This window comes from Streptomyces sp. NRRL F-4489, assembly GCF_001509485.1.
Classification (GTDB): domain Bacteria; phylum Actinomycetota; class Actinomycetes; order Streptomycetales; family Streptomycetaceae; genus Streptomyces.
Genome location: NZ_LLZI01000296.1, coordinates 1 through 21,264, shown reverse-complemented (window position 1 = coordinate 21,264; position 21,264 = coordinate 1). Strand labels below are relative to the sequence as shown.

Sequence of the window (21,264 nt, the reverse complement as noted above, 5' to 3'; positions counted from 1 at the left end):
CCCCCACCCCCACCGGGGCGGGGCCCCGCCCCCGTCACCCACCACGAACAAGCGGGCCCCGCCCCAAAACCCCAACCCGCTCCCGCCGAAGGCGGGACACGAAAAACCAGGCACGGCGGGACAGCCGAAAACGTCGGCGCCCCGCCGAAAGCCAAAGCCAACGGCGGGGCACCCGACAACGTACGACTACCGCCCAGGGGCGACGGTCACCTCCACCCGCTGGAACTCCTTCAGCTCCGAGTACCCCGTCGTAGCCATAGCCCTACGCAGCGCCCCGAAGAAGTTCATCGTCCCATCAGGCGTGGTGGACGGCCCACACAGAATCTCCTCCGTCGTGCCGACCGCCCCGAGGTCAACCCGCTTACCGCGCGGCACGTCCTCGTGCACGGCCTCCATGCCCCAGTGGTGCCCGCGCCCCGGCGCATCCGTCGCCCGCGCCAGCGGCGACCCCATCATCACCGCGTCCGCGCCGCACGCGATCGCCTTCGGCAGATCACCGGAGTACCCCACCCCGCCGTCCGCGATGACATGCACGTACCGGCCGCCGGACTCGTCCATGTAGTCCCGGCGGGCCGCCGCGACATCGGCCACGGCGGTGGCCATCGGCACCTGGATGCCGAGGACGTTCCGCGTCGTGTGGGCGGCCCCGCCGCCGAACCCGACGAGCACACCCGCCGCGCCCGTCCGCATCAGGTGCAGCGCCGCGGTGTACGTGGCGCAGCCGCCGACGATCACCGGCACGTCGAGCTCGTAGATGAACTGCTTGAGGTTCAGCGGCTCGGCGGCGGACGAGACGTGCTCGGCCGAGACCGTCGTACCGCGGATCACGAAGATGTCCACACCGGCGTCCACGACCGCCTTGGAGAACTGGGCGGTGCGCTGCGGGGAGAGCGCCGCGGCGGTGACCACACCGGCGTCGCGCACCTCCTTGATCCGCTGCCCGATCAGCTCTTCCTTGATCGGCGCCGCGTAGATCTCCTGGAGCCGCGCGGTGGCCGCCGCGCCGTCCAGCTCGGCGATCTCCGCCAGCAGCGGCTCGGGGTCCTCGTAGCGGGTCCACAGCCCTTCGAGGTTGAGCACGCCGAGGCCGCCCAGCTCGCCGATCCGGATCGCGGTCTGCGGGGAGACCACCGAGTCCATCGGCGCCGCCAGGAACGGCAGCTCGAAGCGGTAGGCGTCGATCTGCCAGGCGATCGAGACCTCCTTCGGGTCACGGGTGCGCCGACTGGGTACGACGGCGATGTCGTCGAACGCGTATGCCCGGCGGCCGCGCTTGCCGCGCCCGATCTCGATCTCAGTCACTGGTTCTGCCTTCCTACGGATACGCCCCCAGTATCCCCGACGGGGAAGACTGGGGGCGCATCCGGCCGTCCCCGCGCCGGGGGGCGGCTCAGCTCCGGGCGTAGTTCGGCGCCTCGGTGACCATCTGGACGTCGTGCGGGTGGCTCTCCTTCAGGCCCGCCGCGGTGATCCGCACGAAGCGGCCCTTCTCCTTCAGCTCCGGGATGTCGGCGGAGCCGACGTAGCCCATGGAGGCCCGCAGACCGCCGACGAGCTGGTGCGCGACCGAGGCCAGCGGGCCGCGGTAGGGCACCTGGCCCTCGATGCCCTCGGGCACCAGCTTGTCCTCGGAGAGCACGTTGTCCTGGAAGTAGCGGTCCTTGGAGTAGGACCGGCCCTGGCCGCGGGACTGCATCGCGCCCAGCGAGCCCATCCCGCGGTACGACTTGAACTGCTTGCCGTTGACGAAGACCATCTCGCCCGGCGACTCCTCGCAGCCGGCCAGCAGCGAGCCCAGCATCACGGTGTCCGCGCCGGCCGCGATGGCCTTGGCGATGTCGCCGGAGTACTGCAGGCCGCCGTCGCCGATCAGCGGCACGTCCGCCGCGTGGCACGCCTGCGCGGCCTCGTAGATCGCGGTGACCTGCGGGACGCCGATGCCGGCGACGACCCGGGTGGTGCAGATGGAGCCGGGGCCGACGCCGACCTTCACCCCGTCCACACCGGCGTCGATCAGCGCCTGGGCGCCCTCGCGGGTGGCGACGTTGCCGCCGACCACGTCGACGTTGATGTTGGACTTCACCTTGGCGATCATGTCGAGGATGCCGCGGCTGTGGCCGTGCGCGCTGTCCACGACGAGGAAGTCCGCGCCGGCCTCGACCAGCGCCTGCGCCCGGTCGTACGCCGCGTCGCCGACGCCCACCGCGGCGCCGACGATCAGCCGGCCCTCGGCGTCCTTGGCGGCGTTCGGGTACTTCTCCGCCTTGACGAAGTCCTTGACCGTGATCAGGCCCTTGAGCACGCCCGCGTCGTCGACCAGCGGCAGCTTCTCGATCTTGTGGCGGCGCAGCAGCTCGATGGCGTCCTCGCCCGAGATGCCGACCTTGCCGGTGACCAGCGGCATCGGCGTCATGATCTCGCGGACCTGGCGGCTGCGGTCCATCTCGAAGGCCATATCGCGGTTGGTGACGATGCCCAGCAGCTTGCCCGCGGCGTCGGTGACCGGCACCCCGCTGATCCGGAACTTCGCGCACAGCGCGTCCGCCTCGGCCAGCGGCGCGTCCGGCCGGACCGTGATCGGGTCGGTGACCATCCCGGACTCGGAGCGCTTGACCAGGTCGACCTGGTTGGCCTGGTCCTCGATGGACAGATTGCGGTGCAGTACGCCCGCGCCGCCCTGCCGGGCCATCGCGATCGCCATCCGCGCCTCGGTGACCTTGTCCATGGCGGCCGAGAGCAGCGGGATGTTGACCCGGACGTTCCGCGAGACGCGGGAGGCGGTGCTCACGGTGTTGGGCAGGACCTCCGAGGCGCCGGGCAGCAGCAGCACATCGTCGTATGTCAGTCCGAGCATGGCGAATTTGGCGGGCATACCCTCGACGTTGTCAGTCATGACACCTTCCCCAATGCTCTTGCCTCAGCGCGGACTCCCATGCTAACGGCCTTGTAGGGTGTCCCAATCCACGAGGAATGAGGGGCTCGTCACTCGTACGTTCCTACGGCGACTTCGCGCCGCGCAGGCCCGCCGCTACTGCTCGGCGAGCGCCCGGAGTCTGCTGAGCGCCCGGTGCTGGGCGACCCGCACCGCGCCCGGCGACATCCCCAGCATCTGCCCGGTCTCCTCGGCCGTCAGCCCGACCGCGACCCGCAGCAGGACCAGCTCGCGCTGGTTCTCGGGAAGATTGGCCAGCAGCTTCTTGGCCCACTCGGCGTCGCTGCTCAGCAGCGCCCGCTCCTCGGGGCCGAGCGAATCGTCCGGCTGCTCGGGCATCTCGTCCGACGGCACGGCCGTGCTCCCCGGATGCCGCATCGCGGCCCGCTGGAGATCGGCGACCTTGTGCCCGGCGATGGCGAAGACGAACGCCTCGAAGGGCTTGCCGGTGTCGCGGTAGCGCGGCAGCGCGCACAGCACCGCCACGCAGACCTCCTGCGCCAGGTCCTCGACGAAGTGCCGGGCGTCGCCGGGCAGCCGGGAGAGCCGGGTGCGGCAGTAGCGCAGGGCGAGCGGGTGCACATGGGCCAGCAGATCGTGGGTGGCCTGCCGGTCGCCCTCGACGGCACGTGCGACGAGAGCGCCGATCTCCTGCTTCCCGTCCTCACGCATCGGTCCATGGTGCCTCGACGGCGGACGATCCGCTCCATCGCCCCCGTCGTTCGCCCCCCAACCGTTACGAGCCGTCGCGCTAGCACTCACGTTCCACGCCTCCCCCGTTCGGGTTGTACCCATACCGACCGCGGGGCCTCGCCGGTAGCTTGTCTGCGTGCCGGAGGGCACCGGGCAGGGCTTGTCCGTCATGAGGTCTCTTCTGGCCGAGTGAGAAGCCCCGGCCTCCGCCGGGGAGGAGTCACGCCTCAAGGATGCGGCATCGCGTGAGCTTTCGGCGCCCGGCATCGACGCGGCGGGGTTACGACGAGCGCGGCCCGGCGGGGCGGGCGGGCGTCGTAACCCCGGTCACACAGCGGTTTCAGCGGACGAGGCCCCAGCGGAAACCCAGCGCCACGGCATGCGCCCGGTCGGAGGCGCCGAGCTTCTTGAACAGCCGCCGGGCGTGCGTCTTGACGGTGTCCTCGGACAGGAAGAGCTCCCGGCCGATCTCGGCGTTGGAGCGGCCGTGGCTCATCCCCTCCAGCACCTGGATCTCCCGGGCGGTCAGCGTCGGGGCGGCGCCCATCTCGGCGGACCGCAGCCGGCGCGGGGCGAGCCGCCACGTCGGGTCGGCCAGCGCCTGGGTCACCGTCGCCCGCAGCTCGGCGCGCGAGGCGTCCTTGTGCAGATAGCCGCGGGCGCCGGCGGCGACCGCGAGCGCGACCCCGTCCAGATCCTCGGCCACGGTGAGCATGATGATCCGGGCGCCGGGGTCGGCGGACAGCAGCCGGCGGACGGTTTCGACACCGCCGAGGCCGGGCATCCGGACGTCCATCAGAATCAGGTCCGAGCGGTCGGCCCCCCAGCGGCGGAGGACCTCCTCGCCATTGGCCGCGGTGGTCACGCGCTCCACGCCGGGCACGGTCGCAACCGCCCGTCGGAGCGCCTCTCGGGCAAGCGGGGAGTCGTCGCAGACGAGGACGGATGTCATGACCGCCCTCCGCAGCTGATGCGCGTCACCTTGAGCCTCCAGGCTGGTACGTATCGTCACCTGGGCGATTGACGAGCGCCTCGGACACCTGCCCGAGACCTCCCTCCGCCAACCACCTCCGCACACTCAACGACGGTCACTCGAAAGAGTTACGGCTTCGGCGACCGAGTTCAGCACGCTCCGTGAGGAGCCGGATACGCAGCCGATTCACTGGGCGACCGGCATCCGCGCGTGCACCATATGCCCTATTTGGCTCTGTTTCTTCCATTTTCGCGTGGACTGAGGCTAGATTCGCAATGAGTCATATTTACATCTACTTAGACAGTAGATGTACCGTCGTGAGCACCGAGCCCGATACGCATCGCTTCCGAGGGGACAAGCAATGGCAGATTTCTCCCGCCTCCCGGGCCCGAACGCAGACCTCTGGGACTGGCAGCTGCTGGCCGCCTGCCGCGGGGTGGACAGCTCACTCTTCTTCCACCCCGAGGGTGAGCGCGGGGCGGCCCGCAGCGCGCGGGAGGCGTCGGCGAAGGAGGTCTGCATGCGCTGCCCGGTGCGGGCCCAGTGCGCGGCGCACGCGCTCGCGGTCCGCGAGCCGTACGGCGTCTGGGGCGGCCTGACCGAGGACGAGCGCGAGGAACTCATGGGGCGGGCCCGCCACCGGATGGTCCCGGCGAGCGCACTGCCCCGCCACGCCACCGTGCCCGGCGCCTGACCGGCCCGGCGGACCGGATACCGAAGAATCGTTACTTCGCCGCATGCGGCCGACACGCCGCGGGCCCCGCCCCTCCGGGGCCCGCGGCGGTCACCGCCCGGCGGCGTCCGCCAGCTGGTCGAGCATCGCGCCGACCGCCGGCACATGCGCGAGGTCCGGCAGGGTGAGCGCGACGATCTCGCGGTGCACGGGGGGCTCCAGCCGCACCGCCGTGGCCCCCTTGGGCCGTACCGACGCGAGCGTCAGCTCCGGCAGCGCCGCGACCCCCAGTCCCGCCCCGACCAGGCCGATCACCGCCGGATAGTCGTCGGTGGCGAAGTCGATGCGCGGGGTGAAGCCGGCGCGTTCGCAGACCTCGACCAGATGGGTGCGGCAGCGCGGGCAGCCCGCGATCCACGGGTCGCCGGCCAGGTCCGTGAAGCGCGCGGCGCCGGCCCCCGCCAGCCGGTGGCCGTCCGGCACCAGGCCGGTCAGCCGGTCCGAGAGCACCGGCCGGACCACCAGGTCGTCCCACTCCGCGCCGGCGGACGGGTCCGCGCCCGGCACCTCCGGATAGCGGAAGGCCAGCGCGATCTCGCATTCGCCGTTGCGCAGCAGCTCGATCGAGCGCGGCGGCTCGGCCTCGTCCAGCGACACCCGGACGTCCGGGTGGGCGGCCCGCATCCGGGCCAGCGCGGTCGGCACCAGCGTCGAGCTGCCGGACGGGAACGACACCAGCCGCACCCGCCCGGCGCGCAGCCCGGCGATGGCCGCGACCTCGTCCTCGGCCGCGGAGAGCCCGGCGAGGATGCCGGCCGCGTGCCGGACCAGGGCCTCGCCGGCCTGGGTCAGCCGCATCTCGCGGCCGGTGCGGACCAGCAGCGGGGTGCCGGCGGACTGCTCCAGGGCCTTCATCTGCTGGCTGACCGCCGGCTGGGTGCAGCCCAGTTCGCGGGCGGCGGCGGAGAAGGAACCGGTCCGGGCGACGGCGCGCAGCACCCGCAGATGACGAGCTTCGATCACCCCTCAAGCATAAGCACTTCTTGGACAGCTCGTGAAAAATGGGCCGGCCGCTTTTGCCGTAGCCGGGTGGCCCGGTGCGCGGCAATCTCGGCGGCGCGGCGGCTACCCCTTACCGGGGGCCGTACTTGCGGCCGGTGCGGGAGGTGAGGCCGCCGAGCATGCCGCGCGGGGCCAGCTTCACCGCGCCGACCAGCGCCTTGTAGCGGGGGTCGGGGACGGACAGCGACCGGCCGCGCGCCAGGTCCTTCATCGCCGCGTCCACCAGCTTGTCCGCGTCCAGCCACAGCCAGCCGGGGATGTTGTCGGTGCCCATCCCGGCCCGCTGGTGGAACTCCGTACGGACGAAGCCCGGGCACAGCGCCATCAGCCGCACCCCGCTGCCGGCCAGATCGCGGGCGGCGCCCTGGGTGAACTGCACGACCCACGCCTTGCTCGCGCCGTACGTCCCGCGCGGCACGAACGCCGCGACCGACGCGACGTTGACCACCGCCCCGCGCCGCCGCTCGCGCATCCCGCGCACCGCGGCCGTGGTCAGCCGCAGCACCGCCTCGCAGTGCACCTTCAGCATCGCCAGCTCGTCGGCCATCGGGACGTCGAGGTACTCGCCCTTGTTGCCGAAGCCGGCGTTGTTGACCAGCAGGTCCACCGGCCGCTTGGGGTCCGCGAGGCGCGCCTCGACGGCCGCGATGCCCTCCTCGGTGGCCAGGTCGGCGCGCAGCACCTCGGCCTCGATGCCGTGCCGGTCGTGGAGTTCGGTGGCCTGCTCCCGGAGGCGCTTCTCGTCGCGGGCCACCAGCACCACGCTGTGCCCGTCGCCGGCCAGGCGGCGGGCGAACGCGGCGCCGATGCCGGCGGTCGCTCCTGTGATCAGTGCAGTCGTCATACCGGAACGGTAGCCGGGAGCCGGCGCCGGCCACGCGGTGGCCGGGGGCGGGCGCGCCCGCGCGGCGTACGACGGTCCGTCAGGGCGGGGCAGCGGGCGGCCCGTACGGGTAAGGCAGGGGGAAAGGGCGTCGGAGGAGGGGTTGTTGATGCGACCGGTGCTGCTGCTGGCCATGGGCCCGGGTGTGGCGGAACGGCTGCTGGGGGAGGCGCAGTGGGCGCGGCTGGACCGGCTGGTCCGAACCGACCGCCGGCTCGTCGCGCACGCGTGGGACGGGCCGGGGTCCGCGGTGGCCGCCGCGCTCGCCGAGGCGGAGGTGCTGCTGACCTGCTGGGGCGCGCCACCGCTCACCGCGGACGTACTGGCCGCGGCGCCCCGGCTGCGGGCGGTGGTGCACGCGGCCGGGTCGGTCAAGCACCACCTCACCGACGCCTGCCGGGCCCGCGGCCTGGCCGTCAGCGCGGCCGCGTCGGTGAACGCCCAGCCGGTGGCGGAGTACACCCTGGCCGCGATCCTGTTCGCCAACAAGCGGGTGCTGCATGCCGCCCACCGCTACCGCGCGCTGCGCCGCCGCCACGACTGGCTGGCCGAACTGGACGGCGCCGGCAACCACGACCGCACGGTCGGCATCGTCGGCGCGTCCCGGATCGGCCGGCGGGTCATCGAGTTGCTGCGCCCGTTCGATCTGCGGGTGCTGGTCCACGATCCGTATCTGGACGGGGACGGGGCGGTGCGGCTGGGGGTCGCGCGGGTGCCGCTGGACGAGCTGTGCGCGCGCAGCGACGTGGTCAGCGTGCACGCGCCGGAGATACCGGCCACCCGGCATCTGATCGGGGCGCGGGAGCTGGCGCTGATGCCGGACGGGGCGACGCTGGTCAACACCTCCCGCGGCTCGCTGGTCGATCAGCGGGCGCTGCTGGCCGAGCTGGGCACCGGGCGGCTGTCCGCGGTCCTGGACGTCACCGAGCCCGAACTCCCGCCCGCCGGCTCGCCGTTGTACGACCTGCCGAACGTGCTCCTCACCCCGCACATCGCCGGGTCGATGGGCACCGAGCTGCACCGGATGGCCGACCACGCGCTGGACGAGCTGGCGCGGTACGCGCGGGGGGAGCCGTTCGCGGAGCCGGTGCGGTGGGAGGAGCTGGGGCACTCGGCCTGAGCGGGGCCGGGGCGCCGGGCGGGGCCTTGGCCGGCGGCGGGGCCGGGAACGGGCCGAGGCCCGGCCCCGCGGTGCGGCGGGACCGGGCCTCGGTTGCGGCCTGCGAGCGGTGCGCGGTGCGCGCACCGGCCGGCGTCAGTGCGCGTGGCCGTGGCCGTGGCCGTGACCGGCGGCGGCCTCTTCCTCTTCCTTCTTCTCGACGACCAGGGTCTCGGTCGTCAGCAGCAGGGAGGCGATGGAGGCGGCGTTCTCCAGGGCGGAGCGGGTGACCTTGACCGGGTCGATGACGCCGGCCTTGACCAGGTCGCCGTACTCGCCGGTGGCGGCGTTGAAGCCGTTGCCCTTGTCGAGCTCGGACACCTTGGTGGTGATGACGTAGCCCTCGAGGCCGGCGTTCTCGGCGATCCAGCGCAGCGGCTCGACGGCGGCGCTGCGGACCACGGCGACACCGGTGGCCTCGTCGCCGTCCTTGCCGAGGTTGCCCTCCAGCACCTTGGCGGCGTGGACGAGGGCGGAACCGCCACCGGAGACGATGCCCTCCTCGACCGCGGCGCGGGTCGCGGAGATGGCGTCCTCCAGGCGGTGCTTCTTCTCCTTGAGCTCGACCTCGGTGGCCGCGCCGACGCGGATCACGCAGACGCCGCCGGCGAGCTTGGCCAGGCGCTCCTGGAGCTTCTCGCGGTCCCAGTCGGAGTCGGTGGTCTCGATCTCCGCCTTGATCTGGGCGACCCGGCCCGCGACGTCCTCGGACTTGCCGCCGCCGTCGACGATGGTGGTGTCGTCCTTGGAGACCGTCACGCGGCGGGCGGTGCCCAGCACGTCCAGGCCGACCTGGTCGAGCTTGAGGCCGACCTCCTCGGCGACGACGGTGGCACCGGTGAGGGTGGCCATGTCGCCGAGCATCGCCTTGCGGCGGTCGCCGAAGCCGGGGGCCTTGACGGCCACCGCGTTGAAGGTGCCGCGGATCTTGTTGACGACGAGGGTGGACAGGGCCTCGCCCTCGACGTCCTCGGCGATGATCAGCAGCGGCTTGGAGGCGTTGGCCTGGATGATCTTCTCCAGCAGGGGCAGCAGGTCCTGGATGGAGGAGATCTTGCCCTGGTGGATCAGGATGTAGGGGTCGTCGAGGACGGCCTCCATGCGCTCCTGGTCGGTGACCATGTAGGGCGAGAGGTAGCCCTTGTCGAAGGCCATGCCCTCGGTGAAGTCCAGCTCCAGACCGAAGGTGTTGGACTCCTCGACGGTGATCACACCGTCCTTGCCGACCTTGTCCATGGCCTCGGCGATCAGCTCGCCGACCTGCGGGTCCTGGGCGGACAGCGCGGCGACGGCGGCGATGTCGGACTTGTCGTCGATCGGGCGGGCGGTCGCCAGCAGCTCGTCGGAGACGGCCTTGACGGCGGCGTCGATGCCCTTCTTCAGGGCGGCCGGGGAGGCGCCGGCGGCGACGTTGCGCAGACCCTCGCGGACCAGCGCCTGGGCCAGCACGGTCGCGGTGGTGGTGCCGTCACCCGCGATGTCGTTGGTCTTGGTCGCCACCTCCTTCACCAGCTGGGCGCCGAGGTTCTCGTACGGGTCCTCGATCTCCACCTCGCGCGCGATGGTCACACCGTCGTTGGTGATCGTCGGGGCACCGAACTTCTTGTCGATGACGACGTTGCGGCCCTTGGGGCCGATGGTGACCTTGACCGTGTCGGCCAGCTTGTTCACACCGCGCTCAAGGGCGCGACGGGCGTCCTCGTCGAACTTCAGGATCTTCGCCATGGGTTGCTTCAAGTCCTCTCGTTGCGATCGTCGGCCTCGCCGCCGTGACCGCTTTCGCGAAAAATGAACTGCGCCCCTGCCCCGGGTCGGTGAGAACGCGGGAACCAGGGGCGCAGATCAGGGCAAATCCGGTGACTTACTTCTCGACGATCGCGAGCACGTCGCGGGCCGAGAGGACGAGGTACTCCTCGCCGCTGTACTTCACCTCGGTGCCGCCGTACTTGCTGTAGAGCACGACGTCACCGACCTTCACGTCGAGCTCGATGCGCTTGCCGTCCTCGAAGCGGCCCGGGCCGATCGCCAGGACGACGCCCTCCTGGGGCTTCTCCTTGGCGGTGTCCGGGATGACCAGGCCCGAGGCCGTGGTCTGCTCGGCGTCGAGCGGCTGGACCACGATGCGGTCCTCGAGCGGCTTGATGGCAACCTTGGAGCTGGCGGTCGTCACGATCCGACCTCCCCCTTCGGAGATCTCACGGGGTTAACTGTCTGAGGTGGCGACCAGGTGGATCCGTCGTCGCGGGTGCCGGACCTGCCCGTCGCTGTGGTTGGCACTCTCCGTCGGGGAGTGCCAACGCTGAGACTATGACGCGGTTAGCACTCGGTCAAGCGGAGTGCCAGCGCGCCGCGGGCGCGTACCGTGTCTGTGGCCGTGCGTGGACTCCGACACACCCGCCCGCCCGGCCGCAACCCGGCCCGGGGCCGCGCCGTCTTGTCCTCCGGACCGCTGACACCGGACCACGACCCGGCCGCCCCGCGGCCCCGACCATCGATCGCGGAGGAACCGTGCGTGGACTGACCAGCGCTTCCCGGGGCGCCGGGGGACCGGAGAGCGACGCCGAGCGGACGATGACGTTCGCCGCGCTGGCCCAGGCCCCCAACCGCCGCCGGACCGAAGCCTGGCTGCTCGCCTTCGTCGTGTTCATCACCGTCTTCGGCTACGCCTACACCGAGCTGTCGATGAAGGGCGAGCTGCCCGGCGGACTGGCCGGTTTCGCGGTCAGCGTCTTCTTCGTCGCGCTGGTGCCGCACCTGGTCGTCCGCCGCTTCGCACCGCGCGCCGATCCGCTGATCCTGCCGCTGGCGACGCTGCTCACCGGCATCGGGCTGGTGCTGCTGCACCGGCTGGACATCACCTACGCGGAGAAGCCGCGGCTGCACATCGCCCAGGCGGCGACCGGGCAGCTGGTGTGGACGGTCATCGGCGTCGGCGTCTGCATCGTCATCCTGATGGTGCTGCGCGACCACCGCTTCCTGCAGCGCTACATCTACCTGACGATGGTCGTCGCGCTGGTGATGCTGATGGCGCCGGCCTTCTTCGGCGCGGACAAGTTCGGCGCCAAGCGCTGGATCATGCTGGGGCCGCTCTCCCTCCAGCCCGGCGAGTTCGTGAAGATCATGATCGTGGTGTTCTTCGCGGGCTACCTGACCGTCAGCCGCGACGCGCTGGCGCTGGCCGGGCGCCGGGTGATGGGCATGCAGCTGCCGCCGGGCCGCCAGCTCGGGCCGATCTTCACGATCTGGGTGATCAGCCTGCTGGTGCTGGTCTTCGAACGCGACCTGGGCACCTCGCTGATCTTCTTCGGCGTCTTCGTGATCATGCTCTACATGGCCACCGAACGCACCAGCTGGGTGGTCTGCGGCCTGCTCATGGCGGTGGTCGGCGCGGGCGTCGTCGGCTCCACCGAACCGCACGTCAAGGGCCGCGTGATGGCCTGGCTGCACCCGATGGACATCTTCCTGCCGGTGAACAAGCGGCCGCCGGGCCTGATCTCCGACCAGGCCGCGCAGGCGCTGTTCAGCTTCGGCAGCGGCGGCATCGGCGGCACCGGCCTCGGCCAGGGCCACCCCGAGCTGATCGGCTTCGCCGGCAACTCCGACTTCATCCTCACCACCGTCGGCGAGGAGCTGGGCCTGGCCGGGGTGATGGCCGTACTGCTGCTCTACGCCCTGCTGGCGCAGCGCGGGATGCGGGTGGGCCTGACCGCCCGCGACCCGTTCGGCAAGCTGCTGGCGGTCGGGCTGTCCGGGGCGCTGCTGCTCCAGGTCTTCGTCGTCACCGGCGGCGTCACCGGCCTGATCCCGCTGACCGGCAAGGCGCTGCCGTTCCTCGCCGCGGGCGGTTCGTCGATGGTGGCGAACTGGGTGATGGTGGCGGTGCTGCTGCGGGTCAGCGACAGCGCCCAGCGGCGCCGGGAGCCGGTCCGGCCGGCGCCGGAGCGGCCGGACGCGGACGCCACCCAGCGGGTGCCGCGGATCACCGGGCCCGCGCCCGGGGCCTGACGGACGCCGGACGCCGGCCGGGCCGGGCCACCGGTCCGCCCCGGCCGCCGGCTGGCCCACAATGGTGCCGATGACCGACCTCGACACCTTCTCCGCGCTGCTCGCCCCCGAGGGCCAGGAGCTGCTGGCCGCCCTGCGGGACCACGACCCGGCCGACGAGCTGGCGACCGCCACCCGGCTGCGCCGCGACCACCCCGCGCCGCTGGTCTCCGCGGCCCTCGGGCAGGCCCGGCTGCGGCAGCGGGCGGCCGCCAAGTTCGGCCCGGACGCCGCGCGGATGTACTTCACCCCCAACGGCGTCGAGCAGTCCACCCGCGCCCCGGTCGCCGCCCACCGCGCGGCCCGGCTCGCCGCGCTCGGCGTCCGCTCGCTGGCCGACCTGTGCTGCGGCATCGGCGGCGACGCGCTGGCGCTGGCCCGGGCCGGGATCCGGGTGCTCGCCGTGGACCGCGACCCGCTGGCCTGCGCGGCGGCCCGGGCGAACGCCGCGGCGCTGGACCTGGCGGACCGGATCGAGGTGCGCTGCGCGGACGTCACCGAGGTGGACACCGCCGGATACGACGCGGTGTTCGTGGACCCGGCGCGCCGCGGCGGCGTCCGCGGCGGCCGGATCTTCGACCCCGAGGCGTACTCCCCGCCGCTGTCCTGGGCGGTCGCCGCGGCCCGCTCGGCGCCGTACGCGGCGCTGAAGATCGCGCCGGGCGTGCCGCACGAGGCGCTGCCCGAGGACGCCGAGACGGAGTGGATCTCGGACGGCGGGGACGTGAAGGAGGCCGTGGTGTGGTTCGGCACCGGCCTGCCGGGCGCCCGCCGGGCCACCCTGCTGCCGTCCGGCGACTCCCTCGTCGGCGCCGCCCCGCCGGACGACGACGAGGCGCACCGCCCCCCTGTCGGCCCGGTCGGCGGCTGGCTGCACGAGCCGGACGGCGCGGTGATCCGGGCGCATCTGGTCGCCGACGTCGCCGAGCGGGTCGGCGGGCGGCTGATCGACCCGACCATCGCCTATGTGACCGCCGATGAGCTGGTGCCCACGCCGTACGCCACCGCCTACGCCGTCACCGATGTGCTGCCCTTCAACGTCAAGAAGCTGCGGGCGCTGCTGCGCGAGCGCGAGGTGGGCGTCGCGGTGATCAAGAAGCGCGGGTCGGCGGTGGAGCCCGAGGAGCTGCGCCGCAAGCTCAAGCTCGCCGGGCCGCACAGCTGCACGGTCTTCCTGACCCGGGTCGCCGGGGCGCCCGCGATGCTGCTGGGGCACCCCGCGCCGGCCGCCTGACGGCGCTTTCAGGCCAGATCCGTGAGCTCCTCGGCGTAGATCCGGGAGAGCGGCTGCGGGCCGACGTACTGCTGGCAGGCGCACGGCCGGGCCTCGTGGCGGACGGGCCGGTCCTCGGCGTCCCAGGCGACGGCGGTGCGCACGGTCTCGTGGCAGGCGCCCTGCCTGTCGTGCTTGGCGAGGTGGTGCTCGCAGCCGCAGACCGGGGCCGGCGGCTGGTCAGCGGCCTCCAGTGCCAGGCGCTCGGCCCGGCGCGCCTCGATGAGCGCGAGCTTGCGCTCGTGCCGGGTGCGCAGGGCCCGGGCGGCCGTGCCGCGCACCGCGCGGCCGGCGTAGAGCGCCGGCCCGATCAGGAAGAAGAGATACCACCAGTCCCAGTCCACCGCGCGTCCCCCGCTGTCCCCCGGTCGTTCCTACGGGGCGGTAACCCCGCGCCCGCCGCCAGGATACGGCGTGGCGCGGGGGCTGCCGCGCTCCCGGCCTACGAGTAGAGGTTGTCTTTACTCAGCTCGTGGAAGTGGTCGTGGTCGTGGCCGCCGTGGCCGTGCCCGTGCCCGTGGCCGTGGGGGTCCGGCACGTGCGGCTCGGTGACCGGCAGGGAGGAGTCCGCGGAGAGGTCCCAGGCGGACGCCGGGCGGTCGCGGGCCACCATCTCGGCGCCCAGCGCCGCGACCATCGCGCCGTTGTCGGTGCACAGCTTGGGGCGCGGCACCCGCAGCCGGATGCCGGCGTCCTCGCAGCGGCGCTCGGCCATCGCCCGCAGCCGGGAGTTGGCGGCCACCCCGCCGCCGATCATCAGGTGGTCCACGCCGTTGTCCTTGCAGGCCCGGACGGCCTTGCGGGTCAGCACGTCCACCACCGCCTCCTGGAACGACGCCGAGACGTCCGCGACCGGCACCTCCTCGCCGGCCGCCCGCTTCGCCTCGATCCAGCGGGCCACCGCGGTCTTCAGACCGGAGAACGAGAAGTCGTACGCGGCGTCGCGGGGGCCGGTCAGGCCGCGCGGGAAGCGGATCGCCTCCGGGTCGCCCTCGCGCGCGTAGCGGTCGATGACCGGGCCGCCGGGGAAGCCGAGGTTCAGCACCCGGGCCACCTTGTCGAACGCCTCGCCGGCCGCGTCGTCGATGGTCGAGCCCAGCGGCCGGACGTCGGCGGTGATGTCGGGCGCCAGCAGCAGCGAGGAGTGGCCGCCGGAGACCAGCAGCGCCATCGTCGGCTCCGGCAGCGGGCCGTGCTCCAGCTGGTCGACGCAGATGTGCGAGGCGAGGTGGTTGACGCCGTAGAGCGGCTTGCCGAGCGCGTAGGCGTACGCCTTGGCGGCCGAGACGCCGACCAGCAGGGCGCCGGCCAGGCCGGGCCCGGCGGTGACCGCGATGCCGTCGAGGTCGGAGGCGGCGACCCCGGCCTCCTTCAGCGCGCGCTGGATCGTGGGGACCATCGCCTCCAGGTGGGCCCGGGAGGCGACCTCGGGCACCACCCCGCCGAAGCGGGCGTGCTCGTCGACGCTGGAGGCCACCGCGTCGGCGAGGAGGGTGTGGCCGCGGACGATGCCGACACCGGTCTCGTCGCAGGAGGTCTCGATACCGAGGACGAGCGGTCCGCCGCGGGAGTCAGCCATGTTCACGTTCCTTGTACGGAGGGTGCTTCGGAGGAGGTCTGGGAGGGGCGGCGCATCACCAGCGCGTCGACGTTGCCGGGCTGGTAGTAGCCGCGCCGGAAGCCGATCGGCTCGAAGCCGAAGCGGGTGTACAGGCGCTGCGCGCGGACGTTGTCGACCCGTACCTCCAGCAGCACCTCGTGGCACTCGAAGGCGGTGGCGGCGCCGAGCAGCGCGGTCAGCAGCCGGCCGCCGAGGCCGGTGCCCCACTGGTCGCGGGCGGTGGCGATGGTCTGGACGTCACCGGTGCCGTCGACGGCGGCCAGCCCGCCGTAGCCGACGATCCGGCCGCCCTGCTCGGCGACCAGATAGCGGCGGGTGGCCAGCGGGCCGCGCGCGTGCGCCAGCTCCGACCAGAACATCCCCGGCGACCAGGCGTCCTCGGGGAAGAGGTCGTGCTCCAGCGCCAGCACCGGCTCCAGGTCCCACCAGCGCATCTCCCGCAGCTCGGCGGCCGGTCCGGTCGCGTCGGGGCGCGCGCTCACTTCGGGGTGACCACCTTGTAGTTGGCGGGCACCTGGGCGTCCGGGCGGCGGAGGTACAGCGGGCGGGGCGGCAGCAGCTCCTCGCCGGCGGCCAGCTTCGCGGCGGCCAGCTCGGCGAGCGCGGCGGCGGACTGGTGCGCGGGCCCGTCGCGCCGCACGCCCGTGAAGACGGTGTCGTAGAGCAGCGCGCCGGCGCCCACGGCCGGGACCCCGGCGACCTGCTCGGCGATATCGGCGGGGCGGTCCACGGCCGGCTCGGTGAGCCGCGTCCGGGCGTCGGCATAGCGCGCCCAGTAGACCTCCTTGCGGCGGGCGTCGGTGGCCACGACGAACGGCTCGGTCAGCCCGGAGGCGTAGGCCAGGCCGTCCAGCGAGCACAGGCCGTGGACGGGCACGTCCAGCGCCGCGCCGAAGGTGGTGGCCGTCACCAGCCCCACCCGCAGCCCGGTGTACGGGCCGGGGCCGACCCCGGCCACGATGCCGGTGACGTCGGCGAGCTTCCGCCCGGCCTCGGCCAGCACCCGGTCGACGGCGGGCAGGAGGAGTTCACCGTGCCGGCGCGCGTCCACCTCGCCGGCGGCGGCGAGGACGCGGGTGCCGTCGTGGAGCGCGGCGGTGACGGCGGGGGTGGCGGTGTCAAGAGCTAGCAGCAGCACGCCTTAAAGACTACGGCGCGGCGGGCGGTGCCCGGCGCGGTGCTACCGTCGGTCCCCAGCCCGGCTTGAGTCAGCACCCTCCCGCCGCGCGGCCGGGAGCGTACGGAAAGGTGGCACCGCGGTGCCCGCAAAGAGCAGCACGATCGTCACCGCTCTCACCGCGGCCGCCCTGGCCGCGATCGGCGTGCTGGGCTATCAGGCGACCGCGTCCGCCTCCGGCCCGCTGACCCCCGTACGCGGCCAGGCCAAGCCCGCCGCCGAGCGGCCGGCCGCCCGCGAGCAGCACGACAAGAAGGACACCCCGCCCGCCCCGGCCCCGGTCCCCGAGCACTCCGGCACCGGCAAGCGGGTGGTGTACGCGCTGGGCGCCAAGCGGGTCTGGCTGGTGGGCGCGGACGGCGCCGCGCAGCGGACGTTCCCGGTGGCGCCGAGCGCGGTCTCCCCGGCGCCGGGCACCTACCCCGTCACCTCGCGCTCGGTGAGCGTGACCGGCTCGGACGGGGTGGCGGTCGAGCACGTGGTGGTGTTCGCCACGGTCAACGGCGCGGTGGTCGGCTTCAGCGCGGCGGTCGACGGCTCGACGCCCGCGCCCGGCGGCGCGAACGGCAAGAAGACCGGCGGCATCCGGGAGTCGCGGGCGGACGGCGCCGCTCTGTGGGACTTCGCGGTGCGCGGCGTGAAGGTCGTCGTCGTCCCGTAACGGAGGCGGCTTCGCCCCTGTGGGTTACGCGGCGTCGCGGCCCGCGGTGGACGCCCGCCCGGCCGGGGCCGTACGCCCTGCGCCGCCCTCCTCGCCCTCCTCGGCGCGCTCCTGCGCACGCCGCGCGGCGCGGTCCTCGGCGCGCTCGCCGTCGCGCGCCTCCTCCTCCGCGGCGTCCGGCGGCGTGGAGACGGCGCTGGCCGCGGCGCAGGACGCGAGCAGCTCGTGCATCGTCGGCGAGGGCTGGTGGGGGGACATGGACGCCTCCCGGGCTCCTGGGGCAAGCGACTGGGGTCAGGCTCTACTTAGGCAGACCTAACCAGGGCTCTCGGTCCCATGTGACCACGCGCGGTACCGCGCGCGCAACATTTTGCCGACGGCTTGTCGGAAACTACCGGGCCGGCCGGGCCGGAATCCGCCCCGCCGCCCGCGTCAGCCCAGCTCCAGGTCCGCCAGCCCGGCGTCCGCCCAGCGCGCGCCGATCCCGGTGACCGCCACCTCGCGGACGTCGTCCGCGTCCTCCTCCGGATGCCCGCCCAGGCCGCCACCAGGGGCGTCCGCGCCCACGGCCCGCCCGATGACGATGTGCAGCCGGTCCTCGGCCAGCTCCTCGACCTTGCCCTCGCCCCACTCCACGACCACCACCGACTCCGGCAGCGAGACGTCCAGGTCCAGGTCCTCCATCTCGTCCAGCCCGCCGCCGAGGCGGTAGGCGTCGACGTGCACCAGCGCCGGGCCGCCGGTCAGCGAGGGGTGGACCCGGGCGATGACGAAGGTGGGCGAGGTCACGGCGCCCCGCACGCCCAGGGCCTCGCCCAGGCCGCGGGTGAGCGTGGTCTTCCCCGCGCCCAGCTCACCGGTGAGCAGCACCAGGTCGCCGGGGCGCAGCAGCGGCGCCAGCCGGCGGCCCAACTCCTGCATCTTCTCAGGGGACTTGACGGTTACGCGGGCGGTCACGGCAGTGGTGCTCATGCCGCAAATGGTACGGCCCGGACGCCGCGCGCCGCCGCGCCCCGGGCCGTCAGGCCCGCGCCGAACGCGACCCCCGGGCCGCGCAGACCCGCTCCACCAGCGCCACCAGGTGCTCGTTCACCAGCTCCGGCCGCTCCAGCATCACCAGGTGCCCGGCCTCCGGCACGCACACCAGCTCGGCGGCCGGCAGCACCTCGGCGATGGTCCGGCTGTGCTCGGCCGGGGTGATCAGGTCCTTCTCGCCGGCCAGCACCAGCGCCGGCACCGCGTCGTACGCCACCAGCGCCTCGGTCTTGTCGTGCACCGCGAACGCCGGGAAGAACTCCGCGACCACATCGATCGGGGTCGCCTCGATCAGCCGCTCCCCGAACCGCGCGACCGCCGGATCCACGTCCGGGCTGCCGAACGAATAGCGCTTGACCAGCCCCGCGAAGAGATCGGCGGTGGCCCGCCGGCCGCGCTCGACCAGCTCGCTCTGGCGCCCCAGCGCCCGCAGCACGCCCGGCGCCAGCCAGTGGAACGCCTTCGAGCCCATCGACGGCAGCCCGAAGCCGACCTCGCTCAGCCGGCCCGCCGACGTCCCGATCAGCGCGACCCCGGCCACCCGCTCCGCGACGTACTCCGGGAACTGGTCGGCCAGCGCCATCACCGTCATCCCGCCCATGGAGTGCCCGACCAGCACGATCGGCCCCTCGGGCACCGCGGCGTCCAGCACCGCCTTCAGGTCCCGGCCCAGCAGGTCGATGGTGACCGGCTCGCTGCCGTCGAGCTGCCCGTGGCCGCGGCCCGAGCGGCCGTGGCTGCGCTGGTCCCAGTGGACGGTGCGGACCGCGCCGCGCAGCGCGGCCCGCTGGAAGTGCCAGGAGTCCTGGCCCAGGCAGTAGCCGTGGCTGAAGACCACCGTCGGCTCCGGCGAGCGCCGCCCCAGGGCCGCCCTGAGCCGCTTGTGCAGCCCGCTGCGGGCGTCCTGCGCGGCCCGCGCCTCCTTGCCCGCACGGCCCCCCGCCGACCCGTTCACGGCCCCCCGGCCGCCCTTGCCGGCCTTGCGCTCCCCCACCTCGTCGACCTCGTAGTACAGCTCGGTGCCGTCCTCGGCGAGCGCCGTACCCGGGGTGCCGCGCAGCGTGCCGTACGGACCGGCCGCGTCCAGCGCCAGCCGCGCCCGGCGGCGCATCCCCCGGCCCACCGTCAGCCGCTCCATCGCCACCCCGGCGGCCGCGCCCGCCGCGACCACGCCGATCGCCAGCCCCGCGATCCCCGCCTGGCGGCCCGCCCGGGCCCAGTTGCCGGCCGTCTCCGCGGCCGTCTCGACGGTCTCGACCGCGTGCGCCGCGATCTCCCTGCCATCGGTCACGCGCCGCTCCCCGTCCCCGCGTCGCCGTCCACGTAGACGCGCGGCACCCGGCTCCCGATCCGCGTGACGATCTCGTACCCGATCGTGCCGGCCGCCCGCGCCCAGTCCTCCGCGCTCGGCTCGCCGCGGTCCCCCGGCCCGAACAGCACCGCCTCCTCGCCGGCCTCGGCGCGGTCGCCGCCGAGATCCACCACGAACTGGTCCATCGCCACCCGCCCGGCGACCGTCCGCCACTTCCCGGCGACCAGCACCGGCCCCGTCCCCGAGGCGTGCCGCGGCACCCCGTCCGCGTACCCCAGCGGCACCAGCGCCAGGGTGGTCTCCCCCGGCGTCGTGTAGTGGTGCCCGTACGACACCCCGTGCCCGCCCGGCACCCGCTTGACCGACGCCAGCGACGCCGCCAGCGTCATCACCGGCCGCAGCCCGAAGTCCTCCGGCGCGCCGATCTCCGGGCTGGGCGAGACCCCGTAGATCCCGATCCCGGCCCGGACGAGATCGAAGTGCGCCTCCGGCAGCGTGAGCAGCGCGGGAGTGTTGGCGATGTGCCGCACCTCGGGCCGCAGCCCCGCCGCCTCGGCCACCGCCAGCGCCCGGCGGAACTCCGCCAGCTGCGCCGCGATCGACGGATGCCCCGGCTCATCGGCACACGCGAAGTGCGACCAGACACCGGTGACCTTGAGCAGTCCCTCCGCCTCGGCCGCCCGAGCCGCCGCGGTCAGCTCCTCCCAGTCAGCCGGCTGGCAGCCATTCCTGCCCAGCCCCGTATCGATCTTCAGCTGCACCCGCGCGGTCCGCCCGCAGGCCCGCGCCGCCTCCGCGGCCTCGCGCAGCGCCCACAGCCCGCTGACCGAGACGTCCACGTCCTCCTCGACCGCCCGGCGCCACGGCCCGCCCGGGGTCCACAGCCAGCACATCAGCCGCCCGCGGTCCCCCGCCGCACGCAGCGCGAACGCCTCTTCCGGCAGCGCCGTCCCCAGCCAGGCCGCCCCCGCCTCCCGGGCGGCCCGGGCACAGCGGACCGCGCCGTGGCCGTAGGCGTCGGACTTGACCACGGCCATCAGCTCCGCCCCCGGGGCACGTTCCCGCAGGGCACGGACGTTCGACCGCAGGGCGGCGAGGTCAATGGCGGCACGCGCACGCTTCGCTGTCTCGTTCATCCCCCTCAGTGTCGCAGGCGACCGCCTCCCCCGTGGCCCGCTCACGCCGCTCCCACCCCGCCTTTTCGCGTTTCCTCCACCCCGTACGAACGCCACCGGGGCACGCCCACGACCACCCGAGGGGACGAGACCACGTACGCGTACGGACCCCGGCCGAGACGGCGGGAACGCCGCCAACGGCGCCGGGCGGAGGGGATGTCCCGGACCCCGCCCGCAGGATCTGGAGCGAACCGCGGGGCATTCCTCACCGCACGTACCAGGGCCGCCCGCACCGAGGACGGGGTCCGGGGCAGCCCCTCCGCCCCCCACCGACGCCGCGTGGGCGAGGCCACCGCAACGGGCAACGGCGCGGCAGAAGACGACGTGGGGCGACCACAAACAACCCCCCCGCCGACGCGGCGAGCAACCACGCACCGTCAGTGCCCGGCGGAATCCGCAACAGACCCCCACGCCGCCCCCAAAAACCCCGCCACCTCCGACGCCGCAATCGGCTTCCCGGCGCCCCCGGCCGCCCCCGCGGCCATCCCCCCCGCGACCCCATGCAAATACGCCCCCCCCCCCCCCGCGTCCCGCCCCCCCACCCCCGCCGCCAGCAGCCCCCCCGCCAGCCCCGAGAGCACATCCCCGCTG

At 73.8% G+C, this 21,264-nt stretch carries 21 protein-coding genes; 5 read left to right on the top strand and 16 right to left on the bottom strand.

The genetic code is table 11. From position 1 onward, the window contains the following. Positions 1 to 186: 186 nt before the first annotated feature. From ADL22_RS33260 to ADL22_RS33245, 4 genes are all read right to left on the bottom strand, one after another. Positions 187 to 1,302 carry a GuaB3 family IMP dehydrogenase-related protein gene (locus tag ADL22_RS33260; RefSeq protein WP_066988326.1) on the bottom strand — a complete coding sequence of 372 codons (1,116 nt, stop codon included), beginning with the start codon at positions 1,300 to 1,302 and terminating at the stop codon, positions 187 to 189. A gap of 88 nt (positions 1,303 to 1,390) precedes the next feature. Then, positions 1,391 to 2,893, bottom strand: coding sequence for an IMP dehydrogenase (gene guaB, locus ADL22_RS33255; RefSeq protein ID WP_066988324.1), 1,503 nt, complete (start codon positions 2,891 to 2,893; stop codon positions 1,391 to 1,393). A 135-nt stretch (positions 2,894 to 3,028) separates the two neighbouring features. Beyond that, entirely contained in the window at positions 3,029 to 3,604 is a 576-nt protein-coding gene (locus ADL22_RS33250; RefSeq protein WP_066988322.1) for a sigma-70 family RNA polymerase sigma factor, read from the bottom strand. A gap of 361 nt (positions 3,605 to 3,965) precedes the next feature. Beyond that, the gene (locus ADL22_RS33245; RefSeq protein ID WP_003948568.1) at positions 3,966 to 4,577 is read right to left on the bottom strand and encodes a response regulator transcription factor; all 612 of its coding nucleotides are present in this window, start codon (positions 4,575 to 4,577) and stop codon (positions 3,966 to 3,968) included. 382 nt (positions 4,578 to 4,959) lie between these two features. Between ADL22_RS33245 and ADL22_RS33240 the strand changes: the two genes are divergently transcribed. Next, a complete protein-coding gene (locus ADL22_RS33240) occupies positions 4,960 to 5,292 on the top strand; it encodes a WhiB family transcriptional regulator (protein ID WP_066988320.1) in 333 nt (110 codons plus the stop codon). 90 nt (positions 5,293 to 5,382) lie between these two features. Here ADL22_RS33240 and ADL22_RS33235 read toward each other — a convergent pair whose 3' ends face one another. Together ADL22_RS33235 and ADL22_RS33230 are read right to left on the bottom strand one after the other, a co-directional pair. After that, a complete protein-coding gene (locus ADL22_RS33235) occupies positions 5,383 to 6,294 on the bottom strand; it encodes a LysR family transcriptional regulator (RefSeq protein WP_066988319.1) in 912 nt (303 codons plus the stop codon). Between the two features lie 109 nt (positions 6,295 to 6,403). Further along, positions 6,404 to 7,177, bottom strand: a complete 774-nt coding sequence (locus tag ADL22_RS33230; RefSeq protein ID WP_066988317.1) for an SDR family NAD(P)-dependent oxidoreductase — start codon at positions 7,175 to 7,177, stop codon at positions 6,404 to 6,406. Positions 7,178 to 7,325: 148 nt separating this feature from the next. Here ADL22_RS33230 and ADL22_RS33225 point away from each other — a divergent pair, with 148 nt between their 5' ends. Next, complete coding sequence (locus ADL22_RS33225) at positions 7,326 to 8,336, top strand: hydroxyacid dehydrogenase (protein WP_066988315.1); 1,011 nt, start codon at positions 7,326 to 7,328, stop codon at positions 8,334 to 8,336. A gap of 135 nt (positions 8,337 to 8,471) precedes the next feature. Here ADL22_RS33225 and groL read toward each other — a convergent pair whose 3' ends face one another. Continuing rightward, a complete protein-coding gene (groL, locus tag ADL22_RS33220) occupies positions 8,472 to 10,100 on the bottom strand; it encodes a chaperonin GroEL (protein ID WP_066988313.1) in 1,629 nt (542 codons plus the stop codon). Between the two features lie 136 nt (positions 10,101 to 10,236). Further along, the gene (groES, locus tag ADL22_RS33215) at positions 10,237 to 10,545 is read right to left on the bottom strand and encodes a co-chaperone GroES (protein ID WP_066988311.1); all 309 of its coding nucleotides are present in this window, start codon (positions 10,543 to 10,545) and stop codon (positions 10,237 to 10,239) included. A 401-nt stretch (positions 10,546 to 10,946) separates the two neighbouring features. Between groES and ADL22_RS33210 the strand changes: the two genes are divergently transcribed. Together ADL22_RS33210 and ADL22_RS33205 are read left to right on the top strand one after the other, a co-directional pair. Continuing rightward, positions 10,947 to 12,380: an FtsW/RodA/SpoVE family cell cycle protein gene (locus ADL22_RS33210; RefSeq protein ID WP_066988308.1), complete on the top strand. Its 1,434-nt coding sequence runs from the start codon at positions 10,947 to 10,949 to the stop codon at positions 12,378 to 12,380. A gap of 70 nt (positions 12,381 to 12,450) precedes the next feature. Next, a complete protein-coding gene (locus ADL22_RS33205; protein WP_066988306.1) occupies positions 12,451 to 13,653 on the top strand; it encodes a class I SAM-dependent methyltransferase in 1,203 nt (400 codons plus the stop codon). An 8-nt stretch (positions 13,654 to 13,661) separates the two neighbouring features. Here ADL22_RS33205 and ADL22_RS33200 read toward each other — a convergent pair whose 3' ends face one another. The 4 genes from ADL22_RS33200 to tsaB all read right to left on the bottom strand — a co-directional run bounded on the left by ADL22_RS33200 (position 13,662) and on the right by tsaB (position 16,451). Next, positions 13,662 to 14,036 carry a hypothetical protein gene (locus tag ADL22_RS33200; RefSeq protein WP_066988304.1) on the bottom strand — a complete coding sequence of 125 codons (375 nt, stop codon included), beginning with the start codon at positions 14,034 to 14,036 and terminating at the stop codon, positions 13,662 to 13,664. Positions 14,037 to 14,134: 98 nt separating this feature from the next. After that, positions 14,135 to 15,271 (bottom strand): tRNA (adenosine(37)-N6)-threonylcarbamoyltransferase complex transferase subunit TsaD, encoded by a 1,137-nt coding sequence (gene tsaD / locus ADL22_RS33195; protein ID WP_066988302.1) that lies wholly within the window; start codon positions 15,269 to 15,271, stop codon positions 14,135 to 14,137. Positions 15,272 to 15,273: 2 nt separating this feature from the next. Beyond that, positions 15,274 to 15,747, bottom strand: a complete 474-nt coding sequence (gene rimI, locus ADL22_RS33190) for a ribosomal protein S18-alanine N-acetyltransferase (protein ID WP_066988328.1) — start codon at positions 15,745 to 15,747, stop codon at positions 15,274 to 15,276. Between the two features lie 44 nt (positions 15,748 to 15,791). Next, positions 15,792 to 16,451, bottom strand: coding sequence for a tRNA (adenosine(37)-N6)-threonylcarbamoyltransferase complex dimerization subunit type 1 TsaB (gene tsaB, locus ADL22_RS33185; RefSeq protein WP_066988300.1), 660 nt, complete (start codon positions 16,449 to 16,451; stop codon positions 15,792 to 15,794). Positions 16,452 to 16,572: 121 nt separating this feature from the next. Here tsaB and ADL22_RS33180 point away from each other — a divergent pair, with 121 nt between their 5' ends. After that, positions 16,573 to 17,151 carry a hypothetical protein gene (locus ADL22_RS33180; RefSeq protein ID WP_066988298.1) on the top strand — a complete coding sequence of 193 codons (579 nt, stop codon included), beginning with the start codon at positions 16,573 to 16,575 and terminating at the stop codon, positions 17,149 to 17,151. A gap of 24 nt (positions 17,152 to 17,175) precedes the next feature. Here ADL22_RS33180 and ADL22_RS33175 read toward each other — a convergent pair whose 3' ends face one another. The 4 genes from ADL22_RS33175 to alr form a co-directional block, all read right to left on the bottom strand. Next, complete coding sequence (locus tag ADL22_RS33175) at positions 17,176 to 17,409, bottom strand: hypothetical protein (RefSeq protein ID WP_066988296.1); 234 nt, start codon at positions 17,407 to 17,409, stop codon at positions 17,176 to 17,178. Positions 17,410 to 17,583: 174 nt separating this feature from the next. Further along, positions 17,584 to 18,123 (bottom strand): tRNA (adenosine(37)-N6)-threonylcarbamoyltransferase complex ATPase subunit type 1 TsaE, encoded by a 540-nt coding sequence (gene tsaE, locus ADL22_RS33170; protein WP_066988293.1) that lies wholly within the window; start codon positions 18,121 to 18,123, stop codon positions 17,584 to 17,586. A 49-nt stretch (positions 18,124 to 18,172) separates the two neighbouring features. Further along, positions 18,173 to 19,477, bottom strand: coding sequence for an alpha/beta fold hydrolase (locus ADL22_RS33165; RefSeq protein ID WP_066988291.1), 1,305 nt, complete (start codon positions 19,475 to 19,477; stop codon positions 18,173 to 18,175). Further along, on the bottom strand, positions 19,474 to 20,634 hold the full coding sequence (gene alr, locus ADL22_RS33160) for an alanine racemase (protein WP_066988290.1): 1,161 nt from the start codon (positions 20,632 to 20,634) through the stop codon (positions 19,474 to 19,476). The genes ADL22_RS33165 and alr overlap by 4 nt, the downstream gene beginning before the upstream one ends. Positions 20,635 to 21,264 lie beyond the last annotated feature (630 nt).